A 25,178-nucleotide genomic window follows, 5' to 3' on the forward strand; every position below is an offset into this window, starting at 1 on the left:
AGCACCCCGATCCCGCAGCCGAAGCAGCACACATTATGACTATTAAAATCTCCCTCTCTTCGCACCTTCAATGCAGCTGAAGCAAGCCCATCAACAATGGTCATTCAAAAATTAAACATAAGGCTAAAAACCTATCAGGTCTGACTTTTTTGTAAGTATTTCTTGATACCTTCGCTTGGATCGATCTTCAGTACATCGCAATACTGAACATATTCATAGACATCTAGCTTTCGTTCAAGCGTCTCTACCTTCTGTATAAAGCTGTGTGGCTCGCCTAATAACTGCGCCATAGCGCGCATACTCAGCCCTTGGTGCTGACGAGCAGATTTTAACCAAGTGACTAATTCGAAATAACGCTTACTTGAAATTGTTTTGTTCATTGTACCGATTATGGGTACAATCCTTCTTGTACCCAATTTAGGTACAGCCTAAACCTCAAATATTTTGGAGATAAGATGAAGACAACCAAAGAAGCGCTTAAAGACATGAAACAAATCATAGATATACTTGAAGACAAAGGAGAACCCTTTGATTCTGGCTGCTCAGAAGACGAGTCCGTCACTATGATTGAAAGGGCGCGACGTAAGAGCCCACAAAAGCCTATACGTATCGTTAGCGACTGGATCTGGTGGCAGATTGAATACCCGTTAGCGGACTTAAGTCGTTTAGCTGAACGTCACCTGCAACCAGTAAAAATCAGAGCAGATCAAATACTACTAGATGAAACCAATACATATGGAGGTGAACAAACACTTATCTCAACCCATTTAGTCGACATTCGTTATGACTGCGTATTTGAAAGTGAAGACATTACTTATATTTTATGTGGCCTAGGGACACGTAAGAACGTCACCCCAGAACAACTAGCATTCTTTATCGGTCTATCCTAGGCAACGAATGGCCTCAGCTAAGCCGTAAAACTTCATTTAATTAATTTTCATCAAAAAAAACACAAGGCATTGAAAAATAAGCACTATACTCTTTTGTAGCGACAAGGATTGTCGTCAAAAACACAATGATATGGAGTGTCATCATGAATGAAAACACAAAGGAAGAATACAGAAGACTAGCAAAGCATTTCTATACTAAACACGGAATAGTGAAGCCTACAGCCAAAACCGTTTGCGATGCGCTTAAGGACTGTGCAACCGACTACCGTCCGGATTACTGGAGACGCTTACGCACGGCTCTAGCTTTAATGGCTGAAGAAAGCGGTTTTTACAAAGCTGCAAATAAGATTAAAGCAACAATTAACCCTATCACTGCCGACCGCAACAAACGCAGCCAAATAAAGCCTAAGCAAAAAAGACAGAAAACCGTTAATACCGCCGATCAAAAGCAACTTCTAGATTATTTAGTAGATAAAAAAGAAAGAACGGTTTTTGCCGGAGTGGAGCTCGTTAGTCACCTTGGTTGTCGCCCAGCTGAGCTCAGAAACCTCCAGTTCGTAGGGAGCTGCTATATAGCAATCTCTTCCGCTAAAAAAACCGAGGATGGTACAAGAGGGCTTGATCGCATCCTTGAGATAAAAGACAACTCAATTTTTAACAGTCTCAAAGAATGTCATGAGATGCTAATAAACGCGCCCTACTCAGACCCCATTCGCTATGTGCAAAAACGACTAGACACGTTGACCCAACGATTATGGCCTAAACGCAAAGTACGCCCGTCACTATATTCATGGCGACATCAAATGGGCGCTGATTTGAAAGCCAGTGACCTCCCCTCAGAAGAAATTGCTGCGATTATGGGACATCAATCTATAAACAGCGTACAAGTCTATGGAAACCCTCGTAGCGCTCAGCACTCAAGAAATTATTTGAAGCCCGATAAAGGTATTGTTAGGCAAGTTCAAAAACGTAACCAACATCGTCTGACGAAGCATAAAGATGAACCCATCACGCTCAACAATATAAGTCGATGGATCAAGCAAAACCATCATGCAGCAAGAGGCCGGCCAAGGCCTGACATAGAACCGCATTGATAAATGATTCAGTACAGAAGATCTAAATTTAAGTCGTTAGACCGGCTCTCAGAGCTTCTCTTCGATAAATAAAATGATTCGTTCGTGCAGAACAGCTTTGTGGATAGATTACGAGGTAACCCTACTTCTGAGCGCCGTTATTTTTCGGGGGGATTACCCCCTCCTCTGGGCGAAAAAACTATCTCTTTGAAAGCAGCATTACCATTTGCAACCTTTAGAATAAGATTGAGATCATTAGTCCGTTTCGGATATAACACACATTGAGGAAAAACTTGATAAACACTATTGTCAGTTGAATATGTAACACGATCAGCGTATTGATCTCCCAAATCCCCAGAAAAACCAGCTCTTTTAAGGGCTTTAAGGTAGCTATTTATCACCTTAGTTGAAACCAGTGACTGCTGAAAAGTCGGCATATACTCTCCCGAACACAATGAATTTTCTTATATTAATTTCTTTCTATTACATCACCGTATATAATTTATGTAAATTTAATTATATGAATGAATTATTAATATATGACTAACAATATAAACATTCGTCACCTTCGCGCATTCATTGAAGTAGCTAGAGAATCAAGCTACAGAAGAGCTTCAGAAACGCTTTGCCTGACTCAAGCCTCCTTAAGCACAACAATCAATCAACTTGAACAACATTTAGGTGTTAAGTTATTTAACCGTACAACTCGCAAAGTCTCATTAACAAATGAAGGAGAGCTTTTCCTGATAAATGCTAAACGAACTCTCTCAGAGTTTGACTTCTCTTTATCCGATATGCAGTCGAGAGCAAAGCATAAAAAAGGCCATGTAACTATTGCTGCGGCCCCTGCAGCACTCGCATATCTGCTACCTAATGTTATTGATCAGTTTATTCAGCTCTACCCACAAATAAACTTAACAGTTAGAGAGGAAACTGCTGACAACGTTGAATACTTACTCCGGAGTAAAAAAATTGATTTTGGACTACAGGGAAAGCACAATCATAACAGCAACTTTCAGTATGAACTGGTACATCAGGATTATTACGGCATCATTTCAGCAGACGAACAAGCTCAAGAATCTGGATCAATTGAGACCACTGATAAAGTCAGCTGGGAAGTAATTAAAGATCACAATTTACTATGCATGACAGAAAACACGTCCATACAAAGCCAACTTAACGCGCTTAAACACTATAAGACACACTCTGAAAATCGAATTATTGAGTCCAATAAACCCGGATTCATTGTTGACATGGTGGAGCGAGGGGTAGGTATTGCAGTGCTGCCTTTACTCACAATATCCAGCCTCATGCATAAAAACATTAAATTTCAGCGTTTGGAGAAGCCTGAAGTTTACCGCGATTTTTTCCTCATAAAAGATAAAGATAGAACATTATCACCTACCTCATCATGCCTGTATGAGATGATCATCGATAGCCTTAAATTTGAAAGTCTATGATAAAACCGGGCTATAGCAACACACTTTATAAAGTGACCTCGTGCTCTGCCTCAAACTAAAAACCTACGCATAAGCCATTTCCGCCTTAGCATGTCCCCAGGGTAACTGGATTTATGAAATACAAGGAAATAAGGGCTTATCCGGAGGACATGCTATTTACAGGCATACCGCTTGTACGCTGAAAATTTCTAATGTTAGATCTAGTCTTCGTGTAAGCACCGAAGAGCGACCTCTAGAGTTCCAGCTCTGTTTTTGTAAAGGGTCTTCAAACAGGTAAAAAGGATGCGTCATTTTACTTCTCTTTCTTTTCAGCTCTAGCGAAGAACAATCTGACCACTCCATAGCCCGCAGAGAGCACATTTTGGCTTGTTCTCTAACTTTCTAGATGAGGATAGAATTAAAGATTTCAACAACATTCCCGTCAAATCCTTGTGAACGCACTCTGGGGCAGAGGGCTCTATTGTACGGAATCTTGATGATCTTTCAGCCCGTGGGAGATCATAATACTTAGCTGTTTGAAGTTCAGATATATAGACTTCGCATGCCTGACACTAGCGCAGTTTGGGCCTTTTACCCAGAGCTAAACTCGAATCCACGTGCTGCCTTTCTGTTTATGATAATGGTACATAGCTGCCACAGCATGTATGTCTGCGGTAAGTAACCACATGAACCGAAAATATCGTGAATTTCTGTCATTAAATTTTTGATAGCTTTACTTTCGCCCACTAGCGGTAGAAGTTCAAAGCTAAAGAAGTAAATGGGGCTGCCTGCAGTACCGAGAAGCATCCACTCCACTAGAGGAGTAATGTAGTAATCTCTGGTTACACAAAAAGACTCAGTGGAAAATTAGCGCTTTAATATACACAGCCTGATAACTGTTTCTCACCTAAGGAATTACTTCCTTACTCCCCCCCCATTCTTGCGGGAAGAAAGCTGTAATAAATAGCCAAAAACACCGCAAAGCTCCGACAATAGTTACCAACCGTTGATGCAGAATGATAGCTTCCGTTCATTAGAGAGAGCGTAATGAACCAGTAATATTACTGCTATAACGACCCCAACACAGAAAAAACCAAATCATGTTAATTATCATTGTTAGCTTAACCATTAAAGGCAACCTGCGCATTACTGGTGGTAATTATTTAGCTTTCATACACCATCTGTTTCATAACGAGGCGATAAGATCATTTCGATTCAGGTCCAATTTTACTATAGTAGTGACACGAATTTACGAAAAAACACCAAGAATAAGCAGAACAAAGGCCGCACTACATAGTATGCGTCGCACAGCCTCACTCTAAATGTTCTAAGATAAGCAAAGAGCTTTAGTTTGTGTCATTTCAGCCATGGAAAACTTGACGCCTTCGCGACCAATTCCACCAGAGCCAACCCCACCAAATGGCATACCATCAATTCTAAAATCAGTCGAATCATTCACTAGAACCATACTGGCATCTAAGCACCGGTATGCTTTCATTGCTGATTGTAGGTTTGATGTGAAAATAGACTGATGTATAGTCCCTGGAGTTCTGTTACAGCGATCAACGGCCTCATCAAGCGTATCGATTGCATGTAATATAACCACTGGACCGAAAATCTCATTTTTATCAGCCCAGCATTCACTGCTAGCACTAGCCAGTACTGTTGGCTCATAAACAGAGCCTGACCGCTTGTGCCCGTGTAACAGAGTCGCACCCTCTGCAATTAACTGATCAACCTTCTGCTCAACCGCTACAGCTGCCTGCTCAGTTATCATGGGGCCTATGTCAGTCTCTGGAAATTGCGGATCACCGCTAACCAAAGTCGCTGTTTGAAGAACAAATTCCTTACAAAAACTCTCATAAACAGAGCGCTCTATAAACACATTTTGTACACTGATACAGTTTTGACCTGCAGCCGAAAATGCTCCATCTACACATGCTGAGATAGCCTTAATCAAATCAGCATCCGCCATCACTATCGATGAACCAACCCCGCCTAATTCAAGTGAAAGCTTTACCATACCAGACATTTTTGCGATCTTTTTACCGGATTCTACACCACCAGTAAAGGAAATCATCCGGATAGCATCGTGCCTAAATAAGCTATCGCCCAGCTTAGCTCCGTAACCCGTCACAACAGAAATGCACTCTTCAGGAAGACCTGCCTCCAGGAATGCGTCACAAAGCATAATAGCTGATAAGGGAGTCATTTCTGAAGGCTTCAAAATAACACTATTACCAGTCGCAACAGCAGGCCCCAGCTTGTGGGCAACCAAATTCAAAGGGTCATTATATGGAGTGATGGCAAGAATTACTCCGAGCGGCTTGTTCTCATAAAAACCGAGTTTACCCGCTCCAGATTCCATACTATCGAATGGAATTGTTTCACCATTAAACTGTATTGCCTCAGCTGCCGATAGCTGAAGAGTATTAATACAGCGCATCACCTCGCGCTTGGCACTCGAGATTGGCTTACCGGCTTCCCTTGTTATACATTCGGCAAACTCTTTACCGCGCAGCGCTACAAGCTCAGCAGTATTATTTAAAATTTCTGAGCGCTGCCTAGATGTCAACACTGCGGCGAGTGAACGTCCGCGAATTGCTCTTTCAATCGCTCCAGCGGCATTCTGCGAGGTAAATTCAGGCACCTCAGATACCAACTGACCATCAAAGGGGTTATTTACTTTAATCATATTGGTAAAGGGACCAGCTTCTTTCATACAATTCACGGGCGATTTTCCTTGAATTAAAACTTATTCAGCTTCTAGAGGGCAAGTCAACTTCATACCCGGTACCACAATACCTCCGCGATTCTCACCACGTGCTATCGGACCATAACGCTCTTCAAAAACCGGAGGAAGCTCCCACCCATGATTAACAGATAGCCATAAACGTACATTATGACGACGCCGCTCCAACTCTGGAAAATCTTCATAATCGGTACGCGCATGAACAGTTTGGTGATTATTGACATACCCCATGTCGCCCGGAGCCCATTGCAGATCCAGATACATATCCTTGCGGGCAGCTATTTCATCAAAGTAATCAAGCGCTTCAACTTGCATATCAGTTAAAGGCGGAACCTCTTCACGCTCGAGGGCTGCATCAATAAAGCTACGATCGTGCATTGTTAGCATACGGCCTTTATGGTGCATAAATATAGGCATCTCATAGGTTGCTTCTTTACCGGAAGGAATTTCACCTTTACGGTCAAAAGTGAATGGAGCTTCGAGGACGTCCACTAAATCAGGTCGAGTTCGCAGCATCTCATTGTAAATACTATAAGTGCTGGTTATAGAGAAGATACCACCGGATTTACAAGGTTTCAGGCACAGCAAAGAAACAACATCAACACTATCTGTATGGTATGGTTGACGTATTGAAGTCGCATAAATACGGTTCTGCTTATTCTTAGGGTCGGCGCCAATATCTTTTACGTGACCAACAATATGACCCTTATGATTTTGAGAAACCGGATTCCCCATCCAGGCACCTACACCTATATATGCACGGATAACCTCCTCACGAGTGTATTTCGCCTCATCCACTGGCATACCATGCAGCACAGCAAAACCACGACCATGCAGGACTTCATCATAGATACGAGTCATCTCGTAGCCTAAGGTAGGTAAGGGAAAGTTGTCCTGATTAATCTCTGGAATGGTAATTCCCAGCTCAATGGTGTTACGAACTGCCGCTAGAATTTCAGCAACATGCACATCTGTAAGCTGAGTGCGCCAAACGTCAGTAGCTTTTAACTCACTCCCCTTCCAGCTAGCCGGACTTGTAAGATATTTATTGTTCATCATCTCTCCAGAAAAATAATTAATGATTAATAACATTTAACTAATAATAACCAGTATTGATTATTAAAAATTTAACAGTCGACATAACATTTATCAACATATTTTTAAATTTTCATATATTTAATCCAGATCCAACAAGAACAACATAAAATTTTCTTAACCTAATAATAAGAATTATTGCTTTTTAAAATCCTTCCTCTCGCACTAGAATGAATAATCAAAAGCAGTATTTATCGTATATTGGGGAACTAAAATATGACTTTGACAGGCGAGAAGCTGCTCAAGACTAGGGCTTATATCAATGGAGAATGGGTTAACTCCGCTTCTGGATTAATGATAGAAGTAATCAACCCGGCAACGGGTGATTTAGTTGAAAGCGTTCCATCTTTGGATGGCATCTCAAGTAAAACAAGCCATTGTGTCTGCCGATAAAGCTCAAAAGTTATGGGCTGCACGAACAGCACACGAACGAGCGGTCGTTTTACAGAAGTGGAGCCAAATAATTCTTGAGAATATTGAAGAATTAGCCTTAATTCTGACCCTAGAACAGGGTAAACCCTTAGCTGAATCTCGTGTTGAAATCACATCTGGCACAGCATTTATTGACTGGTATGCAGAAGAGTCCAAGAGGATTTATGGAGATATTATTCCTTCCCTCCGTAATGACCTGCAATTTCAGGTAACTAAAGAGCCAATTGGTACAGTTGCTGCCATTACCCCTTGGAATTTCCCATTCTCGATGATTACCCGCAAAGCTGCACCCGCTCTTGCAGCCGGATGCAGTATGGTATTAAAACCGGCAGAAGCGACACCTCTAACAGCACTCGCTTTAGCAGCATTATCCCAAGAAGCTGGCATTCCTCCAGTGGGTTTTTAACGTTGTAACCGGTCAAGCCTCAACCGTTGGCGGAGTACTGACAAGCCATCCCTTAATTAAAAAACTCTCATTCACTGGTTCAACTTATGTCGGCAAGCTATTAATGGAACAGTGCGCTTCAACTGTTAAAAAAATGTCACTGGAGTTAGGCGGTAATGCACCATTAATCGTTTTCGAAGATGCCGACATAGATGCCGCGATAAAGGGAGCAATCGCTTCGAAGTATCGTAATTCAGGTCAAACTTGTATATGTATAAATCGCATGTATATTCATGATGCTGTCTACGATGAGTTTGTTGGAAAACTCGATAAAGCAGTATCACACTTCACTGTAGGCAATGGTAATGACGCCAATGTAGATGTTGGTCCTCTCATCGATACTAGCTCCGCTCAAAGAGTTTCAAAGCTGGTAGAGCGAGCTCAAGAATAATGTGCTACAGTACGTACGGGTGGTAACTATAAGAAAGAGGACGGCGCGTTTTATCCACCAACTATTCTTACAGGCGTTACAGCAATAATGGATATTTGCAATGCAGAAATATTTGGCCCGGTGAGTTCAATCATTCGCTTCTCAAGCGCTGATCAGGCTATTCAATTAGCAAATGACTCGAACTACGGATTAGCTTCATATATATACACTCGTGATCTCAGAACCATTTCAAAAGTTAGTCGCGCTCTTGAATATGGAATGGTTGGAGTAAATGAAACAGCAATATCGAACCATGTCACACCCTTTGGTGGTGTTAAAGAGTCTGGAGTTGGCCGGGAAGGATCTAAGTATGGCATTGATGAATACTTAGAAATGAAATACGTTTGCATTGGAGGACTAAGCTAGCAAACTTGCAATTAAGACGGCTACCCATTCTTAATAGGCGATCCTCAGCTTAAAGTAGTAAAAAACTCGCTAGTTCGTTACTACTTTTTCATGCATGCCAACCTACTGGCATGCAGATGCATTGATCCGATATTTTTATCTTCCGACTTACCCTGACTATATTGACCAATGCAAAAATCGCTGCCAACTTGCTGTCATTTCCCTTATGGACTGCCCAGAATTTCATTAGCACTTTCCAGCCTCAATTTGAGGCTGTCTCAAATACTTCAGGACTCACTCCGCCTAGGGAAACTACGATTAAGAAGTCGCAAAACACTCAACCTCTCTCTTTCGAATAAAAAAGCACAGGATGGTATCTGTTTTGATGTTTTTCACCACTAAACAAGCTTATTTAGCCTTGTTTAGTGGATTTTAAACGGATTAACCCCTTGCCGCCCGTATCATCTGGTCAACCCTAAACACATTGGCTAAGGCAAACAGCATCGCCAACTTGTTATCGTTTTTAGCCAATCCTCGATAGATGGCTTTCCTAAAACCAAACTGACGTTTTATGATCCGAAACGGGTGCTCTACTTTTGCTCGGATACTGGCTTTGAGGTATTCCGTTCGGATAGGTTGCTTGTTTATTCTCGGGTGCTTCTTGAGAAGACACACCTTGCTTGGCCCTTTCTTTTTATAAATAGTTCAATCAGCCAATCCGCCTCGATGTCTTTCAGTTCTTCTCGCTTTTGTGCGCCTCGATAACCAGAATCCGCTGAAATAAAGGTTTCCTCACCATGAAGCAAATTTTCTGTTTCTGTGATGTCATGTACGTTGGCGGCTGTTGTGCTTAGGCTATGCGTCAGGCCGGTTCTCGCGTCCACGCCAATATGAGCTTTTAGACGAAAAAAACCATTGCTTTCCTTTTTGGGTTTGGTGCATCTCGGGATCGCGAGCTTTCGCTTTATTCTTCGTTGAGCTGGCGGCTTCAATGATGGTGGGTCGACAATCGTGCCTTCTTTTAAGCAAATCCCTGCGCTGGACAACCATTTATTGACCTCTTTAAACAGCAGACGGGAGAGCTTATGTTTTTCCAGCAAGTGCCTAAAATTCATAATAGTAGTGTGGTCAGGGATAGCGATGTCCAGCGACAACCCAGCAAAAAGGCGCATCGACGTGATTTCATAAAGCGCATCCTCCATGGCAGGATCACTCATGTTGTACCAATGTTGCATACAGTGAATGCGAAACATGGTGGACAATGGATACGGTCTTCTTCCTTTTCCGGCTTTTGGGTAGAAAGGTTCAATCACCGCTTCAAGCTGATCCCACGGCATCAGTTCGTCCATTCGAGTCAAGAAAATTTCTTTGCGTGTTTTACGACGCTTATTGTTGAATTCACTGTCGGCAAAAGTAAGTTGATGTGACATGGTCAAGCTCGAAGGTTAAAAATTAATTGTCTCATGGGAAGGACTTATTCGCATATTCCTTATATTTACTTAATAGTCATTAGTCTACACCTATCACCCCTTACATGACGACAGTAAAATTATTAAAAAAGTATCCGATAAATCCAACAAAATCAAAAACTTAAAAAACAACTTGAAAAAACAGCATTTTGAAAAAAATCAAATCTAGAACATCTTAATATCGACTTAAATTTAAGTTAAATACGACCATCTTGCTTCTTTAATAAAAGTTCGGGTATGGTTAAGACATGTCTAATTTCGCTTTACCATTGCACATGTTGCATTTGAAAACGATGTTCAACATATAATTTATGTGCTTATTTTTTCACGAGGTGTAAATGTCTCTAACATCTATTAAAACAATACTTTGTACCACTAACCTAGATGATCACACCCGGCCGGTACTCAGAGAAGCGGTTAATCTTGCTTTGTCATTTAAAGCACAACTAATTATGTTACATGTCATGAAGCCAATCGGAGAAATAGGACATAACATTATTATTAATAACTTTTCCAAAGATAAAGCGCTGTCTATCTATCGACACGAACTCAGTGAGATAAGAGACAAAATGATGAAAAGGTCTCTGGACTTCTTCGAAGAGGAATTAGGTGATGATATCGACTATTCATCATTGAATATGAAACAGGTTGTTCTTGATGGGGACAGAGTTAAGAATATTTTAAGAATGGCAAAAAAATCCGATATAGTCGTGATGGGATCACACAGTTACTTTGGATATTCAAGCAATACTACAAGACAGGTTATTAAGAGATCCCCCTGCCCTGTTTTTGTAGTACCCACTAAAGTCAGTTAATTATTGGTTATTTCAGTTTCACGTATTTAATAAATACTAAAATAGGAAAAGGTAGTTTGTGATTATGAAGATGAGTATTTTAACAAGCGCTCTTGCGCTCGGCGTGTTATCTGCAGGTATTGCAACCACGACAGTGGCGGCAACCAAAACCCATGTATCGATCGGCACCGGCGGTCAGACAGGCGTTTACTACGTAGTAGGCCAGTCGATATGCAAGATGGTAAACCGTACCAGCAAGGAACATGGCTTGCGCTGCTCCGCCCCCTCCACTGGCGGATCCATCGCCAACCTGAACTCCATCCGTGATGGTGGCCTGGATATGGGTGTTGCCCAGTCCGACTGGCAATATCATGCTTATAACGGCACTTCTAAGTTCGAGAAAATTGGTGCCAACAAATCCCTGCGGGCGGTGTTCTCGGTCCATGCTGAACCTTTTACTGTCGTCGTCCGAGCAGATTCCGGGATTAAGCACTTTGATGAACTGGAAGGTAAGCGCGTTAACATCGGCAACCCAGGTTCCGGCCAACGTGGCACCATGGAAGTGATGATGGGTCTGAAGGGTTGGGACAAATCCAGCTTTAAGCTGACCGCCGAGCTGAAATCCAGCGAGCACTCTCAAGCTCTGTGTGACAACAAGATCGATGCTTTTGTTCACACTGCCGGTCACCCGGTCGCGAACATCAAGGAAGCCGCCTCAAGCTGTGATGTGCGAATTGTTCCGGTCACCGGCGATTACGTCGACAGGTTGGTCAGCGAACATGCCTACTACTCAGCAGCGCAGATCCCCGCCGGCATGTACAAAGGCACCGACATAGACATCGACACTTTTGGTGTAAGCGCTACCTTTGTGTCATCCGATCAGGTTCCTAGCGAGACCATCTACCAACTGGTGAAGGCCGTCTTTGAGAACTTCGATCGCTTCAAGCGTTTACACCCTGCTTTTGCCAACCTGAAACCTGAAGACATGATCAAAAATGGTCTCTCTGCCCCTCTGCATGACGGGGCTGTGCGATACTACAAAGAACGCGGCTGGATGTAAGCGAATTAAAACAAATATAAAAAGGGCTCTATAGCCCTTTTTTTTAAAACCCTATGCTGTTTCTTTAGGTATAACAATATGGCTAATAAATTACAAATTACTGAAGTCAATGTAGAAGAGCTGGTCGCCGCTGCCGACTCCGGTGGTCGTAAGGCCACCGGATATACAAATTCATTTATCCTTACTGTGGCTTTTATCTGGTCATTATTTCAACTTTGGATATCCTCGCCTCTGCCTTACATGGTTGATATCGAGTGGTTACGAGTCAATGGCAACCAGGCAAGATCTATCCACCTGGCATTCGCCGTTTTACTTGTATTCTTAAGCTATCCCAGATCAAGAACCAGCCCTCACCATTATGTGCCACTCACTGATTGGATTTTAGCCTTTGTTGGTTCTGCAGCGGCTGCGTACTACTACCTGCAATACGAGCAGATATCTGATAGGGTTGGTGCACCTATTTTGATGGACATCGTTGTTGCCTGTATAGGTGTAGCACTCCTGCTTGAAGCAGCCAGACGAAGCTTGGGGCCAGCCTTACTCGTTATTGCTGTGGTCTTTCTGGGTTATTCATTTTATGGCAACTTCATGCCTGAAATCATTCAGCATAAAGGCTACAGCCTATCTGAAGTAGTAAATCACCAGTGGATAACAACTGAAGGCGTATTTGGTGTAGCGCTGGGAGTATCGACTGATTTCGTTTTTCTATTTGTTTTATTTGGTGCGTTACTCGAAAAGGCTGGGGCAGGAAACTACTTTATAAGTCTTGCTTTTTCATTGCTGGGCCATTTTAAAGGTGGGCCAGCTAAAGCTGCAGTGGTCGCTTCAGGATTAACCGGTGTTATCTCTGGCTCATCAATCGCTAACGTCGTTACCACCGGCACATTTACTATACCTATGATGCGCAAAGTTGGCTTTAGCGCAGAGAGAGCGGGCGCCGTAGAAGTAGCTTCATCAGTTAACGGCCAGATCATGCCGCCCGTAATGGGGGCTGCCGCTTTCCTCATGGTTGAGTATGTCGGTATCAGCTATATAGAAGTTATCACGCATGCTTTTCTACCGGCCCTAATCTCTTATATTGCTCTAGTATATATCGTTCACCTTGAGGCGTTAAAATGCAACATGAAGGGCTTAAAAAAGCCCAAAAACTCCAGGGTTTTTTTTCAAAAACTATCCGGGATAGTGTTCGGCTTTCTTGCTGTATCCTCGATTGCGGCGGCAGTTTATTACGGTTTGGGATGGATAAAACCACTTGCAGGTGAGAATAGCGGCTGGGTAGTAACTCTTATTGTTATGGCTGTATATATCCTCCTCATTAAATTTTCTGCAAAACATCCTAACCCCGATACATCCGATGCTGACGACCCTGACTATGTACTCCCTGATCCGGGTGAAGTGTTTAAATCCGGGATCCATTATCTGCTACCCGTGGTTGTATTAGTCTGGGCATTAATGATAGAGCGTCTATCTCCGGGCCTGAGTGCATTTTGGGGCTCAGTTCTATTGATAGTGATCATTCTCACTCAGAAGCCACTGATAGCGTTCTTTCAGGGAGAGTCTTCGCTTGGTAATTATATCATGCAGGGTGTCATGGATCTTTGGGAGGGCTTAGTTGGTGGTGCCCGAAACATGGCAAGTATATCCATAGCCACGGCTACTGCAGGAATTATTGTAGGATCCGTTTCACTGACAAGTGTCGGAGCCGTTCTCGCTGATCTTGTGGAGATCCTGTCATTAGGTAATGTCACTTTAATGCTCGTCCTGATCGCATTTCTTTGCCTGGTGCTTGGAATGGGATTGCCCACAACGGCTAACTACATAGTTGTTTCATCGTTATTAGCAGGTGTTGTCGTCGAGCTAGGTGCTCAGAATGGGCTGATAGTTCCTTTAATAGCAGTTCACCTGTTTGTTTTCTATTTTGGATTGATGGCTGATGTAACCCCTCCGGTGGGTTTGGCATCTTTTGCCGCTGCGGCTGTTTCTGGAGGATCACCAATAAAAACCGGAGTGATTGCTTTTATGTATTCCATGAGAACAGCGATCCTTCCATTTTTATTTATTTATAATACTGACCTTCTTCTCATTGATGTTACCTGGTATGAGGGAGTGCTTATTTTCATAGTAGCCACTATAGCAATGTTGGCATTTACAGCCGCTACACAGGGCTATTTCGTCACTAAGTCCAAGTGGCTAGAGACGGCTTTACTCTTACTGGCGGCCTTCAGCTTATTTAGACCGGGGTTTTGGATCGATCAAGTTTATGAACCTTATCAACAGGTTACGGCCAGCTCTGTTATTTCCACTCTCAACTCTTCTGATGAAGGACTCTATCGACTGAAGTTACTGGGTGAGGATGACAAGGGTAACCCAAGAACCTTTATTGCAGCAATTAATTTGCCTGAAGCTAATACTGCTGAAGAAAAGTTTGCTCAGATAGGCGTTACACTATATCAAACTGAACAGGGTGTGGAAGTGGATAGCGTGGAAATAGGAAGTGCTGGTTCCGACGCTGGCTTACAGCCTTTCCAGGTTATTGTTGGAATGGAATTGCCTAATGAACAACCACCAAAGCAGCTAGTGTATATTCCTGCTCTTCTTATAATCCTGTTTGTGTGGCTTAAGCAGAGAGGCAGAGGTAGAAATGCCAAGATGCCACCTAGTCGTATTAAAACCAGACAGGAAAACGCATGGAACAATCAATATATTAACGATACTTCTGTTTAATTAAAAAGCACTGCCCTGTATTAATTAAGTTATACAGGGCGGTGTGTTGTTTTTAAAAAAATTACAACCCTGCGTCAATACATACTTGTTATATTTTCAATATTAATTTATCGGTCTACAAATAAAATAAGTTCACTATTTCTTTATTGATGCGTGTTTAAAACTCTAATCTATACTTGGATTTAATAATGTCATTTCTTTCTGAAAGAATGCGTACGGTGCAACCCTCCCCTACAATGGAAATATCAACAAAAGCACGGGTATTAAAAGCTGCTGGCGAGGACATCATAGGATTGGGTTTAGGTGAACCAGACTTTGATACTCCAAATCATATAATTGAAGCAGCTACAACAGCAATGCACAACGGAGAGACTCGTTATACCGCTACTAATGGTACTCCACAATTACGCGAAGCGATTCGTGATAAATTCAAACGTGATAATGATCTTGAGTATTCAATTGATCAGATTCATGTGAGTTGTGGTGGAAAGCCCATCATTTTTAATGCAATGATGGCAACTCTCAACCCCGGCGATGAGGTCATTATACCAGCACCTTACTGGGTCAGTTATCCTGACATCACCAGACTATTCGGGGCAGTGCCAGTCATTGTCGATTGCCCCCAAAGCAACGAGTTTAAAATTACTCCTGAGCAACTTGAAGCAGCTATTACAGATAAAACTAAATGGTTCATATTAAATTCTCCATCTAACCCGACTGGCGCCGCTTACTCTAGAGAAGATCTCGAAGCACTCGCTCAGGTTCTACTCAAAAAACCTCATGTATTAATTTTATCCGATGATATATATGAGCATTTAATTTACGATGACTTTAAATTTTATAATATAGTCAATGTTGAACCACGTTTATACAACAGAACATTGACCATGAATGGTGTGTCTAAAGCATACTGTATGACGGGATGGCGATTAGGCTTTGCCGGCGGTCCCGACGAATTGATTCAAGGTATGACAAAAGTCCAATCCCAGAGTATTTCACATACATCATCAATTAGCCAAGCAGCCGCTGTGGCAGCGTTGAATGGAGATCATTCGTTTATTTCTACAAACAATATGGCTTTTAAAGAACGTAGAAACCTGGTAGTTGAAAAATTAAATAACGTAGTTGGTATTTCTTGTGCCATGCCCCAGGGTGCATTCTATGCCTATCCTTCTTGCAAAGCACTAATCGGTAAGCATACACAAGATGGAAAGGAGATTAGAAATGATGAAGACTTTGTCTCTTTTCTTCTTGAAGCTGAAGGAGTATCGGTAATGCACGGTAGTGCTTTTGGGTTGAGTCCACATTTTCGTGTTTCCTATGCAGCATCAACAGAGTTACTAGAAGAAGCCTGTGCACGTATCCACCGGTTTTGTGAAACTCTAGTCTAGGGAGACTGAGATTAAGTTACCAAATGCGGTCTAACTTCGTTTTTTTCTTAAATCCCGAAAAGAAGCTGAAAATTCCTCTGATTTCTCTGTCTGTATGCTGGTTTCCCAGCATACAGACGGATGATCCTGTGCTCTTAACATCTGATCAACTCGTGCAATGCTGGCAAGAGGGAACAACATAGCTAATTTACTATCGTTTTTCATCAAGCCACGATAGCGGGCTTTCACAAAACCAAACTAGCATTTGATAATCCGAAACGGGTGTTCTACTTTCGCTCGGATACTGGGCTTCAATGATGGTGGCATCGACCAATGTACCTTCTTTTAATCAGATCCCAGCATCTGACAGCCACAGATTTACCTCATTGAATAACTTACGAGACAACCCCTTGCGTTCCAAAAGGTGACGGAAGTTCATGGTGGTTGTGTGGCAGGAATTGTTTTGTCTAGAGACAAACCAGCAAATAGGCGCATAGAAGAAATTTCATATAACGCATCTTCCATTGCTGGATCACTCAGACTGTAGCAGTTCTGCATGCAGTGAATATGCAGCATTGTAGAGAGAGGGTATGGGCGACGACTATTCCCTGCCTTGGGGTAATGGGGCTTAATGATTCCCTCCAGACGCTTCCAGCGGGATGAGTTTATCCATACGCCCAAGAAAGATTTCTTTACGGGTTTTTCTGCGTTTCTGAATGAGCTCGCTATCGGCAAAAGTGAGCTGATGATCCATGACTTATCTCGGTGAAAGTTGTTCCGCAGATTGTCTCAAGTTAAGGGACTTATTCGCACTTCCCTAGAACAACCCATCAGTTGAATATAGTGGCTTTAGTTGTTTAAGCCAAATATATTTTAATCCGAGTTAAATGCTTTATTAGCCACACCGTACATATCTAAAATCTTTTGCACTACAGTATCGAAATCTTTGGGGTTTTCCGATAAGTATTTTGCTATCTGATGAGGAGCTCCTGCGACAGTTAAATGCTCGCATCGCCGAGCTCGGGTGGCTGAGGAAATAAGCCTTTCTGGAATTTCCTTGGGGATCACCGTGTCGTTTTCGGACTCTATAACCAATAGTGACCCGGTAAACTTAGAGAGTATCTCCCATGCATCCGATTCGGACCAGCTACGGTCTTGTCGAATGATTCGGGAAAACTCCTTTCCGAAGGGAGTTCTGTACGCCTCAGGCGAGTATATCCCGGGCACGAATAAAATCAGCATATCCACGGAGATCTGCTCTGTGATTTTAATAGCATTGTACGCACCCATACTGCTTCCAATAATTGATATCAGAGATTTTTGATCTTGGGAAGTTATTAGGGCAAGCGCCTGTTCAGTGCGGCTTGCTAAACTCGAATCACTCATCTGACCGCCTGTTTCTCCGTGTCCCAAGAAGTCGAGCGCGGTAGAGGTTATGTTGGATTCGGCTAGACGCTCCCGCAGCGAAAGGAAGCGCCCTCGGGTTGCGCTGCCTGCACCGTGAAGCACAAAGAGCGTACTGGTATTCAACGGACCAATTCGGTCAGCTTGGAGAACATGACCACGGTAATCAATTTTAAAGTCCATGATGTAAGATTCCTAACGCAGACAGGCTAGCTAATTCGCAACCTGTCTCCAGCCTATAAGTTAAAGTTGGTGTCGATTACTTCGTTGGGATCGCCGTGACTCTAGTATAGGCTGAACCGTGTACTCATCAGAGAATCATATCGTTTCTCTGAGCCTACCCGACAGCTATACAGCAACTCGCCTTTGACTACCGAGACCGCTGCTTTTGGTAACTCGATAACGAATTGATCAAGGAGGACTTAAATTATCACATTCCCCCCCTCTTCAACCTGATTTTTTTCACAAATAAGTAATGAAAAGGATCTGTAGCCCTCATTTCATTCGGGCTCTGTGATGTATTAGGGAAGGTACGATCAAGTCGCTTCTTTCCAGTCAGGCAGTCCCATCTGGCTATATCAGCCAGAAAAACCATGGTTTCTGACCATTTACTTCTGCCTGAATACCCATTTCACGGTATTCAGACAAATTTGTCCTACGCACGTAGCATCTGACCTACTCTGACGATATTGGCTAGAGCAAAAAGCGTCGCCAACTTGCTGTCGTTTTTCATCAGCCCACGATATCGCGCCTTGGTGTCCTGTTATATTACATAACAGAACAACGTAGAGCCCTGTGTTACTCAAAGGCTAACACAACCTAATATCGGTTTAATTAGAGACCATCTAATAACAACCAAGTACCCACCAGCGTGGCTAAAAACAGCGTATTAATCACCATCAACAACATAGGACGCCACCCCATCTCAGCCAATTCCTTGAATGAGGCTTTCATGCCCAAACCAACCATGGCAATAATCAGACACCAGCGTGAAATTTCAATCATCGATTCAGTAATAATACCTGGCAAATAGCCAGTACTATTACAAAGTACAACGACAACAAAGGCAATTAGGAATCCCGGCAAGGGCAACCCTGCGCCCTTCATCGGCAGGCTACCTGATTTTTGGCGAGTAACAATGATTGAGATTATTACGACCACTGGTACTAACATCGCGACCCGAAGCAATTTTGAAAAAGTAGCGACATCTCCAACATTATCAGAGACCATATAGCCAGCCCCCACAACTTGGGCGACATCATGAATGGTAGCCCCTAAGAAAATACCACTTTCAGCTTCATCAAACCCCAACACACTAATCATTAAAGGATAAGAAATCATCGCAACGGTGCTTAACGCAGTCACGGTAATCACCGTGAAAATTAAGTGCTTTTCAGAGTTTTTATCTTGAGGTAATACCGCGGATACCGCTAGAGCTGCTGAAGCGCCACAAATGCCGACAGAAGCACCTGATAGAATCCCTTGAGTGCTGCCTAATTTTAGCCATTTTCCACACATAATACTGCAAAAGATCGTGGCTGGAACGCCCACTAGCACAATGGCGATCGGCGTAAATCCTAAACTTAAAAGCTGTTCAATCGTAATTCTCGCCCCTAGCAAGGCGATACCAAAGCGCAGTACCGCTTTAGCAGAAAAAGCAATGCCTGCAACACAGCGACCCTCAGCAGATAGGTAATTAAATGCCATCCCCATCAATACTGCGTAAAGAATTGTAGGGCCACCATAATGGTCAGAGACAAATGCTGCGGCCATACCAACGACAAAACACATTAAGAACCCAGGTAGTATCTCTACGACCTGTGAACGTAAACCTGAAACCTTTGATGTAACCACGTACTCATTTACTGAACCCATTATTCTATCCACTTATATTGTTATCATCAGGAAATAGTTGTTAGTTATCGCAGCAAGCTTGGTCATCAAGCCTGCTTTAACACCAACATCTGGGTTAGCTACCTGTACCGCCAATCGGGCTCCAAGATTCCGGTATCAGTATTTTATTTTCAATACTTTGTACTAGAGGACGCATCTGCAAGGCATATTTCAACCACTCTTCGCTCGCCTGTAACTCTAAGCGCCGCTGATAACGATCATCCAGCGACTCATAACCCCACATATGTACCACTTGATTCAACGGCCCTATATCGGTATGAAAATACCCCACCATATTGCCCAAAATTCTCACTTGGACATCTTTTCCTAGTGTTTCATAGAGTTTAAGAAATTCGCCTAACTTGCCATTTTTTAGCGTATAAATACGTTCATCTACAAACATCTCTATCTCCTAACTATATTTTCAGACAAAAAGAGCTTTTCCAGCGCGAGTAAATACACGCCACCTGATTTATGAGTCAGGTAGTCTTGACTGAAATAAAACGATAAAAATAAAAAAGAAGGGGAGAGCCACACAACGAAATGACCCATCACCCAATTGATCAGAGCGAACTCTGTGCCGGTGAATACCCTAAGACATCCACCGACAGAATCATCTCACCCTCCCCTTCTAGCTTGCTGGGTTGCTACTTCATCGTAGGCATTGAAAACTGTGATTGACTCTTATTGGCCTGCCAGCGCGACGTCACTGTTTTAAGCTTGGTGAAGAAGCGAAGACCTTCCATACCATGCATATGATGATCACCGAACAAAGAACCTTTCCAGCCACCAAAGCTGTGAAATGCCATGGGTACTGGAATCGGCACATTGATACCGACCATACCCGCCTGCACCCTTGTCGCAAATTCACGCGCAGCATGACCTTCCTGGGTGAAAATAGCCGTTCCATTGCCATATTCGTGTGAATTAATCAGCTCCAGCGCCTGTTCATAATTATCAACACGCACGACAGCCAATACAGGACCAAAAATTTCCTTCTGATAGATCCGCATGTCAGGCGTGACATTATCAAACAAACAGCCTCCCATGAAGTAACCATCACCATGATCAGGATGATCTATTTGTCGTCCATCCACGACTAAGTCGGCACCTTCTTTAACACCGCTATCAACAAAGCTACGCACGGTATCGAGGTGTTGTTGGGTAACTAACGGCCCCATGTCTGCTTCAGGGTTAGTGCCGGGCAATACCCGTAGGTCTTTTAGCTTTTCTTTCAGTGCAGCAATCAGTGGATCGGCAACATCGCCAATGGTGACCACGACAGAGATCGCCATACAACGCTCCCCAGCAGAACCATATGCGGCCCCCATCAACGCATTGACGGCGCTATCAATATCGGCATCCGGCATAACAATCGCGTGGTTTTTCGCACCACCTAATGCCTGAACACGTTTGCCATACTCAATGCCTGTTTTCTGTACATAACGTGCAATCGGCGTAGAACCAACAAAGCTAATGGCACTCACCCTTGGGTGTGTCAGCAGCGTATCAACGGCTTCTTTATCACCGTTAACCACGTTAAACACACCGTTTGGCAAACCCGCTTCAGCAAAGAGTTCGGCCAAACGCAGCGTACTGGTTGGGTCTTTTTCAGACGGTTTCATAATGAATGTGTTACCGCAAGCAATTGCGATGGGGAACATCCACAATGGCACCATGACCGGAAAGTTAAAGGGAGAAATACCCGCACACACACCCACCGGTTGACGCACCGACCAACTATCAACTCGGGTGCCTACATCTTCGCTGTATTCACCTTTGAGTAAATGCGGGATACCGCAAGCAAACTCAACGACCTCTATACCTCGGGTAACCTCACCTTTGGCATCATCTAACACCTTACCGTGTTCCTGGGAAATCAGCAGCGCCAGCTCATCAACATTGTCGTTCAATAACTGTAAAAATTTCATCAATACACGGGCACGACGAACAGGAGGTGTTGCGGCCCATGCTGGCAAGGCATCACTAGCGATCTGAATCGCATTTTCAACTTCACTTACACTGGCTAAACTCAGTTGTGCGGTTTGCTCTCCCGTTGCAGGATTATAAATAGCACTATTACGTGAGTTTGATCCGCTAACGGCTTCGCCGTTTATAAAGTGTCCTAACTGATTCATTAATCTTTACTCCGTTCGGTTGGCATCGCATTGACGATTCTAATGGGTTGGGTATCTGGCTCACCGATGACTTCATCGGCGCGACTAGTGGTTTCGCCATAGCGCTTAAGCGCTGGCGGTTTCAAGCCTTCATATAGCTTTTCAAGTTTGGCGTTAACGGCATTCTCATGTTTAACGAACAAGCTATTGCCCTCTCGGTCGTTATCCACGATAAAAGGACCTATTTCATCAACCTCGAAGATCCACATCGCTTGGGCAATACCGTTTTCGGCCAACCAGTGAACGTCCTTCACCTGTTTGATACCGCGTCCGAGTAGTGCGCCGGCGCCGTAACCAACGGTTGAAAGATAGCGAGCACCGTTAGGTACAAAAACATCACGATAGGCCTGCTCTGGCATGCCACCCTTACCGATGATGATTTTGGCACCCGACACTTCAAACCACTGTTTCATCCATTTACCAAAACGGAAACTGGCGGTTGCCGTCACCGCGCCTACGTCATATCCACCCTGTTCATTTGGGCTGGCCGCAGGAGAGCAATGGAAATTGACATTAGAGATCGAACGAATATCAACTGGTAACTTCTCACCACTCTCCAACACCTTTTTATAGACCCCTTCACGAGCCGTATAGATGGTGCCGGTGAGGTAAACAATATCGCCTTGCTCTAACTTATCCACGTCTTCTTGGGACACTGGCACTTTCAACTTAACAACATTCATCTTGCTCATTCGATACCCTCCCTACGGTAGAAATCAGTAAACCACTGTGGATCATCTCTAAACTCAACTCGGCCATCACTGTGGATGCGAGCAGCAGCTCGTCGTGAAGAGTGACAGAATGAATGAATACTCATCGGCATACCGCCGGTATGGGTATAAGCCACCTCAACATGGCAATCAACAACCAGCGTTTTACCTTCAAATCCCATAGGCCCCATGCCGATGTTGTTACCAAGGTCTTTAAGTTCTTGTTCTAGCTTGGCAACGTCTGGATCGGGGTTAACATCACCCACAACACGCAAACAAGCCGCCTCTTTACCGATACGCATACAGGTATCTTTGTTGCCGCCCAAGCCAATCCCAATAATCGCCGGCTGACAGGCCAGACCTCGACGACCAAATGAAGCCATCGTATCGAGGAAGAAACGTTTAATACCGTCGATACCATCACCAGGAAACAACATCCGATAGTCAGTACCAAACAATCCGCCTTTATGTACCGTCACCAAGTCAATCCAGTCACCACCCGGCTCAAAGGTGTATTCAATCTCAGGGGCATGGATGCCTAAGTTATTGTTATTATCTTTACGTGTTAGTGGGTGCACACGATTTGGACGTAATGGAATTTGTTGGGTGCCAATCGCAACGGACTCACGAATAGCATGCTCTAATGCGATAAACCCACCTTCAACAACCGCCTCATTACCCGCTTTAACATAGAAACGAGGTAAGCCTGTATCGGCACACATCGGCCGGCGGTCTTCTTCAGCCACATCGTAGTTATCCAGCATTGTTTTAATAACAAAACAGGATAAGTCTTCGGTTTCTTTACTCGCCGCAGCCTGCAACGCTTTTTTATAATCCGGGGGGATATCGATGGCCGCCCGTGACATTAGCTCAGTTGCCGTTTCCAGCACTAACTGCTGGGGGATAGGTTTTCTACTCATAATGAGGCTCCAGTTTTTTGTTCTATTTCTTCAGGTATCAGGGTCTGCCCAGGCTTCACTCGGGTAAATTCAACAGGAATTTCGGTGACGGCAACATCATCACCTTCCTGCCAAACGCGAACATAGGTGGATGTATCAAGATCGCCTTTTTCAGGATAATCATCGCGGAAATGTGCACCACGTGAGTTTTTGCGCGTCTGGGCAGACTTAATAATGGCCAGACTAACGCTTATTTGAGAGTGGAGGTTTAGCCAGTCATGCCACGTTTGGTTGTACTCTTTGGTTGTATTACCAATACCGGTTTGCATTAACTCTTCACGCAATGCGATAACATCTGTATATGCACGCTCTAAGCCTTCTTCAGTACGAATAATGCCGGCGTCATCCCACATTTTGTCCAATAAACGGTAACGAAGATCTGTTAGATCCGCTGCTTCAGCACGGAAAGGCGTTTCTATAAAGTTGAGCGCCGCATCAATCGCAGACTGATCAGGATTAGCAAAACTCCCTTCACGGCCTACCCATTCAGCCATCACATCCCCTGCGATACCGCCATAGACCGTGGAATTAGCCACACCATTACCGCCCAAACGGTTGCCTCCATGTACCCCCCCAGCATCTTCACCAGCGCAGAACAACCCAGGCAGAGCGGTTTCACAATCAACACTGACCTCGACCCCGCCCATCATGTAATGCGCGGTCGGGACGACTTCAACCAACCCTCCGGCTAGATCAGCACCGACATCCTTACAGCGACTCACCATGCCTTTGAATTTCTGCCGAACATTATCCGGCCCCAAGTGCCCCATACTAATATGAACACCACCACTCTCAGTGGTATGCCCTTTACACATCTCGCGATAAATTGAGCGAGATACAACATCACGGGTTGCGCGTTCACCACGCTCATCGTAATCATGCATAAAGCGCTTACCTTTACCGTTGAGTAGGTGCCCACCCGCACCGCGCAAGCCTTCTTCCAATACGGTACCCGTCAGGCGTGTGCCTTCACCCGCCAACAACCCTGTTGGGTGAAATTGCACCATTTCCATATCTCGCAGGTTAAGTCCCGCACGCAGCGCCATAGCAAGCCCATCACAGGATTTTTCTCCCGATGGGGTGTGATAGCGATACATCGTTGGTCCACCACCAGTGCCTAACATGACCGCTTTCGCTTTAACGAATAATGGTTTACCTGTCCGGATATTCAGCATCAAAATGCCAGAAATACGCTTGCCATCCTCAGAAGGAATAATTTCGATAGCACGGTGATCCTCCAACCGATCAATCGGCTTAGCCCATACCTGTTCAGCCAAACGGTTAATGATTTCAATACCAGTCAAATCACCTTTATGAATAGTCCGGTCAAATGTCTGACCCGCGAATGCTTTACCATGTAAAGAGCCGTCTTCAACACGATCAAAAAAACAACCAACTTCGTTTTCAAGTTCCAATACACGCTTGGGTGCTGTTTCAACAAGACGCCATGCTAATTCTTGATTTGGAATCCAATAGCCGCCATTGATGGTATCCATAAAATGACGTTCGACAGAATCACCTTGGTTGAGTGCTACGTTGTAACCACCCTGCACCATGCGGGTACAACCACACTTGCCAAGCAAACCTTTTACCGCGACAGTGATTTTCAGATCCGGATTACCTTTATAGGCATGTAAAGCTGCAAACAAACCCGCGCCACCTGATCCCAGAATTAGTACATCTGTCTCTTTCTGCTCAATATTCATATAATCTCCTG

Annotated in this window: 21 protein-coding genes and 3 pseudogenes; 9 read left to right on the plus strand and 15 right to left on the minus strand. The window is 43.8% G+C overall.

Annotated features, from left to right (window positions below; genetic code table 11):
• Positions 1 to 134: 134 nt before the first annotated feature.
• A complete protein-coding gene (locus tag KO512_RS14865) occupies positions 135 to 380 on the minus strand; it encodes a helix-turn-helix domain-containing protein (RefSeq protein ID WP_215953144.1) in 246 nt (81 codons plus the stop codon).
• Between the two features lie 75 nt (positions 381 to 455).
• Here KO512_RS14865 and KO512_RS14870 point away from each other — a divergent pair, with 75 nt between their 5' ends.
• Both KO512_RS14870 and KO512_RS14875 read left to right on the plus strand, forming a co-directional pair.
• A complete protein-coding gene (locus KO512_RS14870; protein WP_215953145.1) occupies positions 456 to 890 on the plus strand; it encodes a DUF6957 family protein in 435 nt (144 codons plus the stop codon).
• Between the two features lie 143 nt (positions 891 to 1,033).
• Complete coding sequence (locus KO512_RS14875; RefSeq protein WP_215953146.1) at positions 1,034 to 1,984, plus strand: hypothetical protein; 951 nt, start codon at positions 1,034 to 1,036, stop codon at positions 1,982 to 1,984.
• 137 nt (positions 1,985 to 2,121) lie between these two features.
• Here the strand turns inward: KO512_RS14875 and KO512_RS14880 are convergent, their stop codons facing one another.
• On the minus strand, positions 2,122 to 2,400 hold the full coding sequence (locus KO512_RS14880) for a hypothetical protein (RefSeq protein WP_215953147.1): 279 nt from the start codon (positions 2,398 to 2,400) through the stop codon (positions 2,122 to 2,124).
• A gap of 102 nt (positions 2,401 to 2,502) precedes the next feature.
• Here KO512_RS14880 and KO512_RS14885 point away from each other — a divergent pair, with 102 nt between their 5' ends.
• A complete protein-coding gene (locus tag KO512_RS14885; RefSeq protein WP_215953148.1) occupies positions 2,503 to 3,423 on the plus strand; it encodes a LysR family transcriptional regulator in 921 nt (306 codons plus the stop codon).
• Positions 3,424 to 4,729: 1,306 nt separating this feature from the next.
• On the opposite strand, the gene KO512_RS14890 is transcribed toward KO512_RS14885, so the two are convergent.
• Complete coding sequence (locus KO512_RS14890; RefSeq protein WP_215953149.1) at positions 4,730 to 6,124, minus strand: aldehyde dehydrogenase family protein; 1,395 nt, start codon at positions 6,122 to 6,124, stop codon at positions 4,730 to 4,732.
• Positions 6,125 to 6,157: 33 nt separating this feature from the next.
• Positions 6,158 to 7,246: a TauD/TfdA family dioxygenase gene (locus KO512_RS14895; protein ID WP_215953150.1), complete on the minus strand. Its 1,089-nt coding sequence runs from the start codon at positions 7,244 to 7,246 to the stop codon at positions 6,158 to 6,160.
• 334 nt (positions 7,247 to 7,580) lie between these two features.
• On the opposite strand from KO512_RS14895, the gene KO512_RS20525 reads away from it, so the two are divergent.
• Positions 7,581 to 8,087 carry an aldehyde dehydrogenase family protein gene (locus KO512_RS20525; RefSeq protein ID WP_354667750.1) on the plus strand — a complete coding sequence of 169 codons (507 nt, stop codon included), beginning with the start codon at positions 7,581 to 7,583 and terminating at the stop codon, positions 8,085 to 8,087.
• A gap of 37 nt (positions 8,088 to 8,124) precedes the next feature.
• A pseudogene (locus tag KO512_RS20530) lies at positions 8,125 to 8,922 on the plus strand (aldehyde dehydrogenase family protein).
• A gap of 420 nt (positions 8,923 to 9,342) precedes the next feature.
• On the opposite strand, the gene KO512_RS20535 reads toward KO512_RS20530, so the two are convergent.
• Together KO512_RS20535 and KO512_RS14905 are read right to left on the minus strand one after the other, a co-directional pair.
• Positions 9,343 to 9,576 carry a transposase gene (locus tag KO512_RS20535; RefSeq protein WP_303492909.1) on the minus strand — a complete coding sequence of 78 codons (234 nt, stop codon included), beginning with the start codon at positions 9,574 to 9,576 and terminating at the stop codon, positions 9,343 to 9,345.
• Positions 9,546 to 10,331 (minus strand): IS5 family transposase, encoded by a 786-nt coding sequence (locus KO512_RS14905; RefSeq protein WP_252735056.1) that lies wholly within the window; start codon positions 10,329 to 10,331, stop codon positions 9,546 to 9,548. The genes KO512_RS20535 and KO512_RS14905 overlap by 31 nt, the downstream gene beginning before the upstream one ends.
• A 377-nt stretch (positions 10,332 to 10,708) precedes the next feature.
• On the opposite strand from KO512_RS14905, the gene KO512_RS14910 reads away from it, so the two are divergent.
• From KO512_RS14910 to KO512_RS14925, 4 genes are all read left to right on the plus strand, one after another.
• Entirely contained in the window at positions 10,709 to 11,185 is a 477-nt protein-coding gene (locus KO512_RS14910; protein WP_215953151.1) for a universal stress protein, read from the plus strand.
• Positions 11,186 to 11,249: 64 nt separating this feature from the next.
• Positions 11,250 to 12,224, plus strand: a complete 975-nt coding sequence (locus KO512_RS14915; protein ID WP_215953152.1) for a TAXI family TRAP transporter solute-binding subunit — start codon at positions 11,250 to 11,252, stop codon at positions 12,222 to 12,224.
• A 78-nt stretch (positions 12,225 to 12,302) separates the two neighbouring features.
• Positions 12,303 to 14,948 carry a TRAP transporter permease gene (locus tag KO512_RS14920; protein ID WP_215953153.1) on the plus strand — a complete coding sequence of 882 codons (2,646 nt, stop codon included), beginning with the start codon at positions 12,303 to 12,305 and terminating at the stop codon, positions 14,946 to 14,948.
• A 188-nt stretch (positions 14,949 to 15,136) separates the two neighbouring features.
• Positions 15,137 to 16,339, plus strand: a complete 1,203-nt coding sequence (locus KO512_RS14925; protein ID WP_215953154.1) for a pyridoxal phosphate-dependent aminotransferase — start codon at positions 15,137 to 15,139, stop codon at positions 16,337 to 16,339.
• Between the two features lie 241 nt (positions 16,340 to 16,580).
• Here the strand turns inward: KO512_RS14925 and KO512_RS14930 are convergent.
• From KO512_RS14930 to KO512_RS14965, 9 genes and pseudogenes are all read right to left on the minus strand, one after another.
• Positions 16,581 to 17,072 (minus strand): annotated as a pseudogene (locus tag KO512_RS14930) (transposase); the annotation flags it as partial.
• A 119-nt stretch (positions 17,073 to 17,191) separates the two neighbouring features.
• Positions 17,192 to 17,905 carry an alpha/beta hydrolase gene (locus KO512_RS14935; RefSeq protein WP_215953155.1) on the minus strand — a complete coding sequence of 238 codons (714 nt, stop codon included), beginning with the start codon at positions 17,903 to 17,905 and terminating at the stop codon, positions 17,192 to 17,194.
• Between the two features lie 472 nt (positions 17,906 to 18,377).
• Positions 18,378 to 18,476 (minus strand): annotated as a pseudogene (locus KO512_RS20630) (IS5/IS1182 family transposase); the annotation flags it as partial.
• 80 nt (positions 18,477 to 18,556) lie between these two features.
• On the minus strand, positions 18,557 to 19,597 hold the full coding sequence (locus tag KO512_RS14940) for a YeiH family protein (protein WP_215953156.1): 1,041 nt from the start codon (positions 19,595 to 19,597) through the stop codon (positions 18,557 to 18,559).
• Positions 19,598 to 19,691: 94 nt separating this feature from the next.
• Positions 19,692 to 20,018 (minus strand): NIPSNAP family protein, encoded by a 327-nt coding sequence (locus KO512_RS14945; protein WP_215953157.1) that lies wholly within the window; start codon positions 20,016 to 20,018, stop codon positions 19,692 to 19,694.
• A 244-nt stretch (positions 20,019 to 20,262) separates the two neighbouring features.
• Positions 20,263 to 21,753, minus strand: a complete 1,491-nt coding sequence (locus KO512_RS14950) for a CoA-acylating methylmalonate-semialdehyde dehydrogenase (RefSeq protein ID WP_215953158.1) — start codon at positions 21,751 to 21,753, stop codon at positions 20,263 to 20,265.
• On the minus strand, positions 21,753 to 22,484 hold the full coding sequence (locus KO512_RS14955) for a fumarate hydratase C-terminal domain-containing protein (RefSeq protein ID WP_215953159.1): 732 nt from the start codon (positions 22,482 to 22,484) through the stop codon (positions 21,753 to 21,755). The genes KO512_RS14950 and KO512_RS14955 overlap by 1 nt, the downstream gene beginning before the upstream one ends.
• On the minus strand, positions 22,481 to 23,422 hold the full coding sequence (locus KO512_RS14960) for a fumarate hydratase (protein ID WP_215953160.1): 942 nt from the start codon (positions 23,420 to 23,422) through the stop codon (positions 22,481 to 22,483). Before KO512_RS14960 ends, KO512_RS14955 begins: the two co-directional genes overlap by 4 nt.
• On the minus strand, positions 23,419 to 25,167 hold the full coding sequence (locus KO512_RS14965) for an L-aspartate oxidase (protein WP_215953161.1): 1,749 nt from the start codon (positions 25,165 to 25,167) through the stop codon (positions 23,419 to 23,421). The genes KO512_RS14960 and KO512_RS14965 overlap by 4 nt, the downstream gene beginning before the upstream one ends.
• Positions 25,168 to 25,178 lie beyond the last annotated feature (11 nt).

It is taken from the genome of Amphritea atlantica, from assembly GCF_018860855.1.
GTDB classification, from domain to species: Bacteria; Pseudomonadota; Gammaproteobacteria; order Pseudomonadales; family Balneatricaceae; genus Amphritea; species Amphritea atlantica_A.

Coding starts and splice junctions, on each gene's coding strand:
- KO512_RS14865 (WP_215953144.1), bottom strand. CDS start 380: ATGAACAAAACAATTTCAAGTAAGCGTTATTTCGAATTAGTCACTTGG.
- KO512_RS14870 (WP_215953145.1), top strand. CDS start 456: ATGAAGACAACCAAAGAAGCGCTTAAAGACATGAAACAAATCATAGAT.
- KO512_RS14875 (WP_215953146.1), top strand. CDS start 1,034: ATGAATGAAAACACAAAGGAAGAATACAGAAGACTAGCAAAGCATTTC.
- KO512_RS14880 (WP_215953147.1), bottom strand. CDS start 2,400: ATGCCGACTTTTCAGCAGTCACTGGTTTCAACTAAGGTGATAAATAGC.
- KO512_RS14885 (WP_215953148.1), top strand. CDS start 2,503: ATGACTAACAATATAAACATTCGTCACCTTCGCGCATTCATTGAAGTA.
- KO512_RS14890 (WP_215953149.1), bottom strand. CDS start 6,124: ATGAAAGAAGCTGGTCCCTTTACCAATATGATTAAAGTAAATAACCCC.
- KO512_RS14895 (WP_215953150.1), bottom strand. CDS start 7,246: ATGTTATTAATCATTAATTATTTTTCTGGAGAGATGATGAACAATAAA.
- KO512_RS14905 (WP_252735056.1), bottom strand. CDS start 10,331: ATGTCACATCAACTTACTTTTGCCGACAGTGAATTCAACAATAAGCGT.
- KO512_RS14910 (WP_215953151.1), top strand. CDS start 10,709: ATGTCTCTAACATCTATTAAAACAATACTTTGTACCACTAACCTAGAT.
- KO512_RS14915 (WP_215953152.1), top strand. CDS start 11,250: ATGAAGATGAGTATTTTAACAAGCGCTCTTGCGCTCGGCGTGTTATCT.
- KO512_RS14920 (WP_215953153.1), top strand. CDS start 12,303: ATGGCTAATAAATTACAAATTACTGAAGTCAATGTAGAAGAGCTGGTC.
- KO512_RS14925 (WP_215953154.1), top strand. CDS start 15,137: ATGTCATTTCTTTCTGAAAGAATGCGTACGGTGCAACCCTCCCCTACA.
- KO512_RS14935 (WP_215953155.1), bottom strand. CDS start 17,905: ATGGACTTTAAAATTGATTACCGTGGTCATGTTCTCCAAGCTGACCGA.
- KO512_RS14940 (WP_215953156.1), bottom strand. CDS start 19,597: ATGGGTTCAGTAAATGAGTACGTGGTTACATCAAAGGTTTCAGGTTTA.
- KO512_RS14945 (WP_215953157.1), bottom strand. CDS start 20,018: ATGTTTGTAGATGAACGTATTTATACGCTAAAAAATGGCAAGTTAGGC.
- KO512_RS14950 (WP_215953158.1), bottom strand. CDS start 21,753: ATGAATCAGTTAGGACACTTTATAAACGGCGAAGCCGTTAGCGGATCA.
- KO512_RS14955 (WP_215953159.1), bottom strand. CDS start 22,484: ATGAGCAAGATGAATGTTGTTAAGTTGAAAGTGCCAGTGTCCCAAGAA.
- KO512_RS14960 (WP_215953160.1), bottom strand. CDS start 23,422: ATGAGTAGAAAACCTATCCCCCAGCAGTTAGTGCTGGAAACGGCAACT.
- KO512_RS14965 (WP_215953161.1), bottom strand. CDS start 25,167: ATGAATATTGAGCAGAAAGAGACAGATGTACTAATTCTGGGATCAGGT.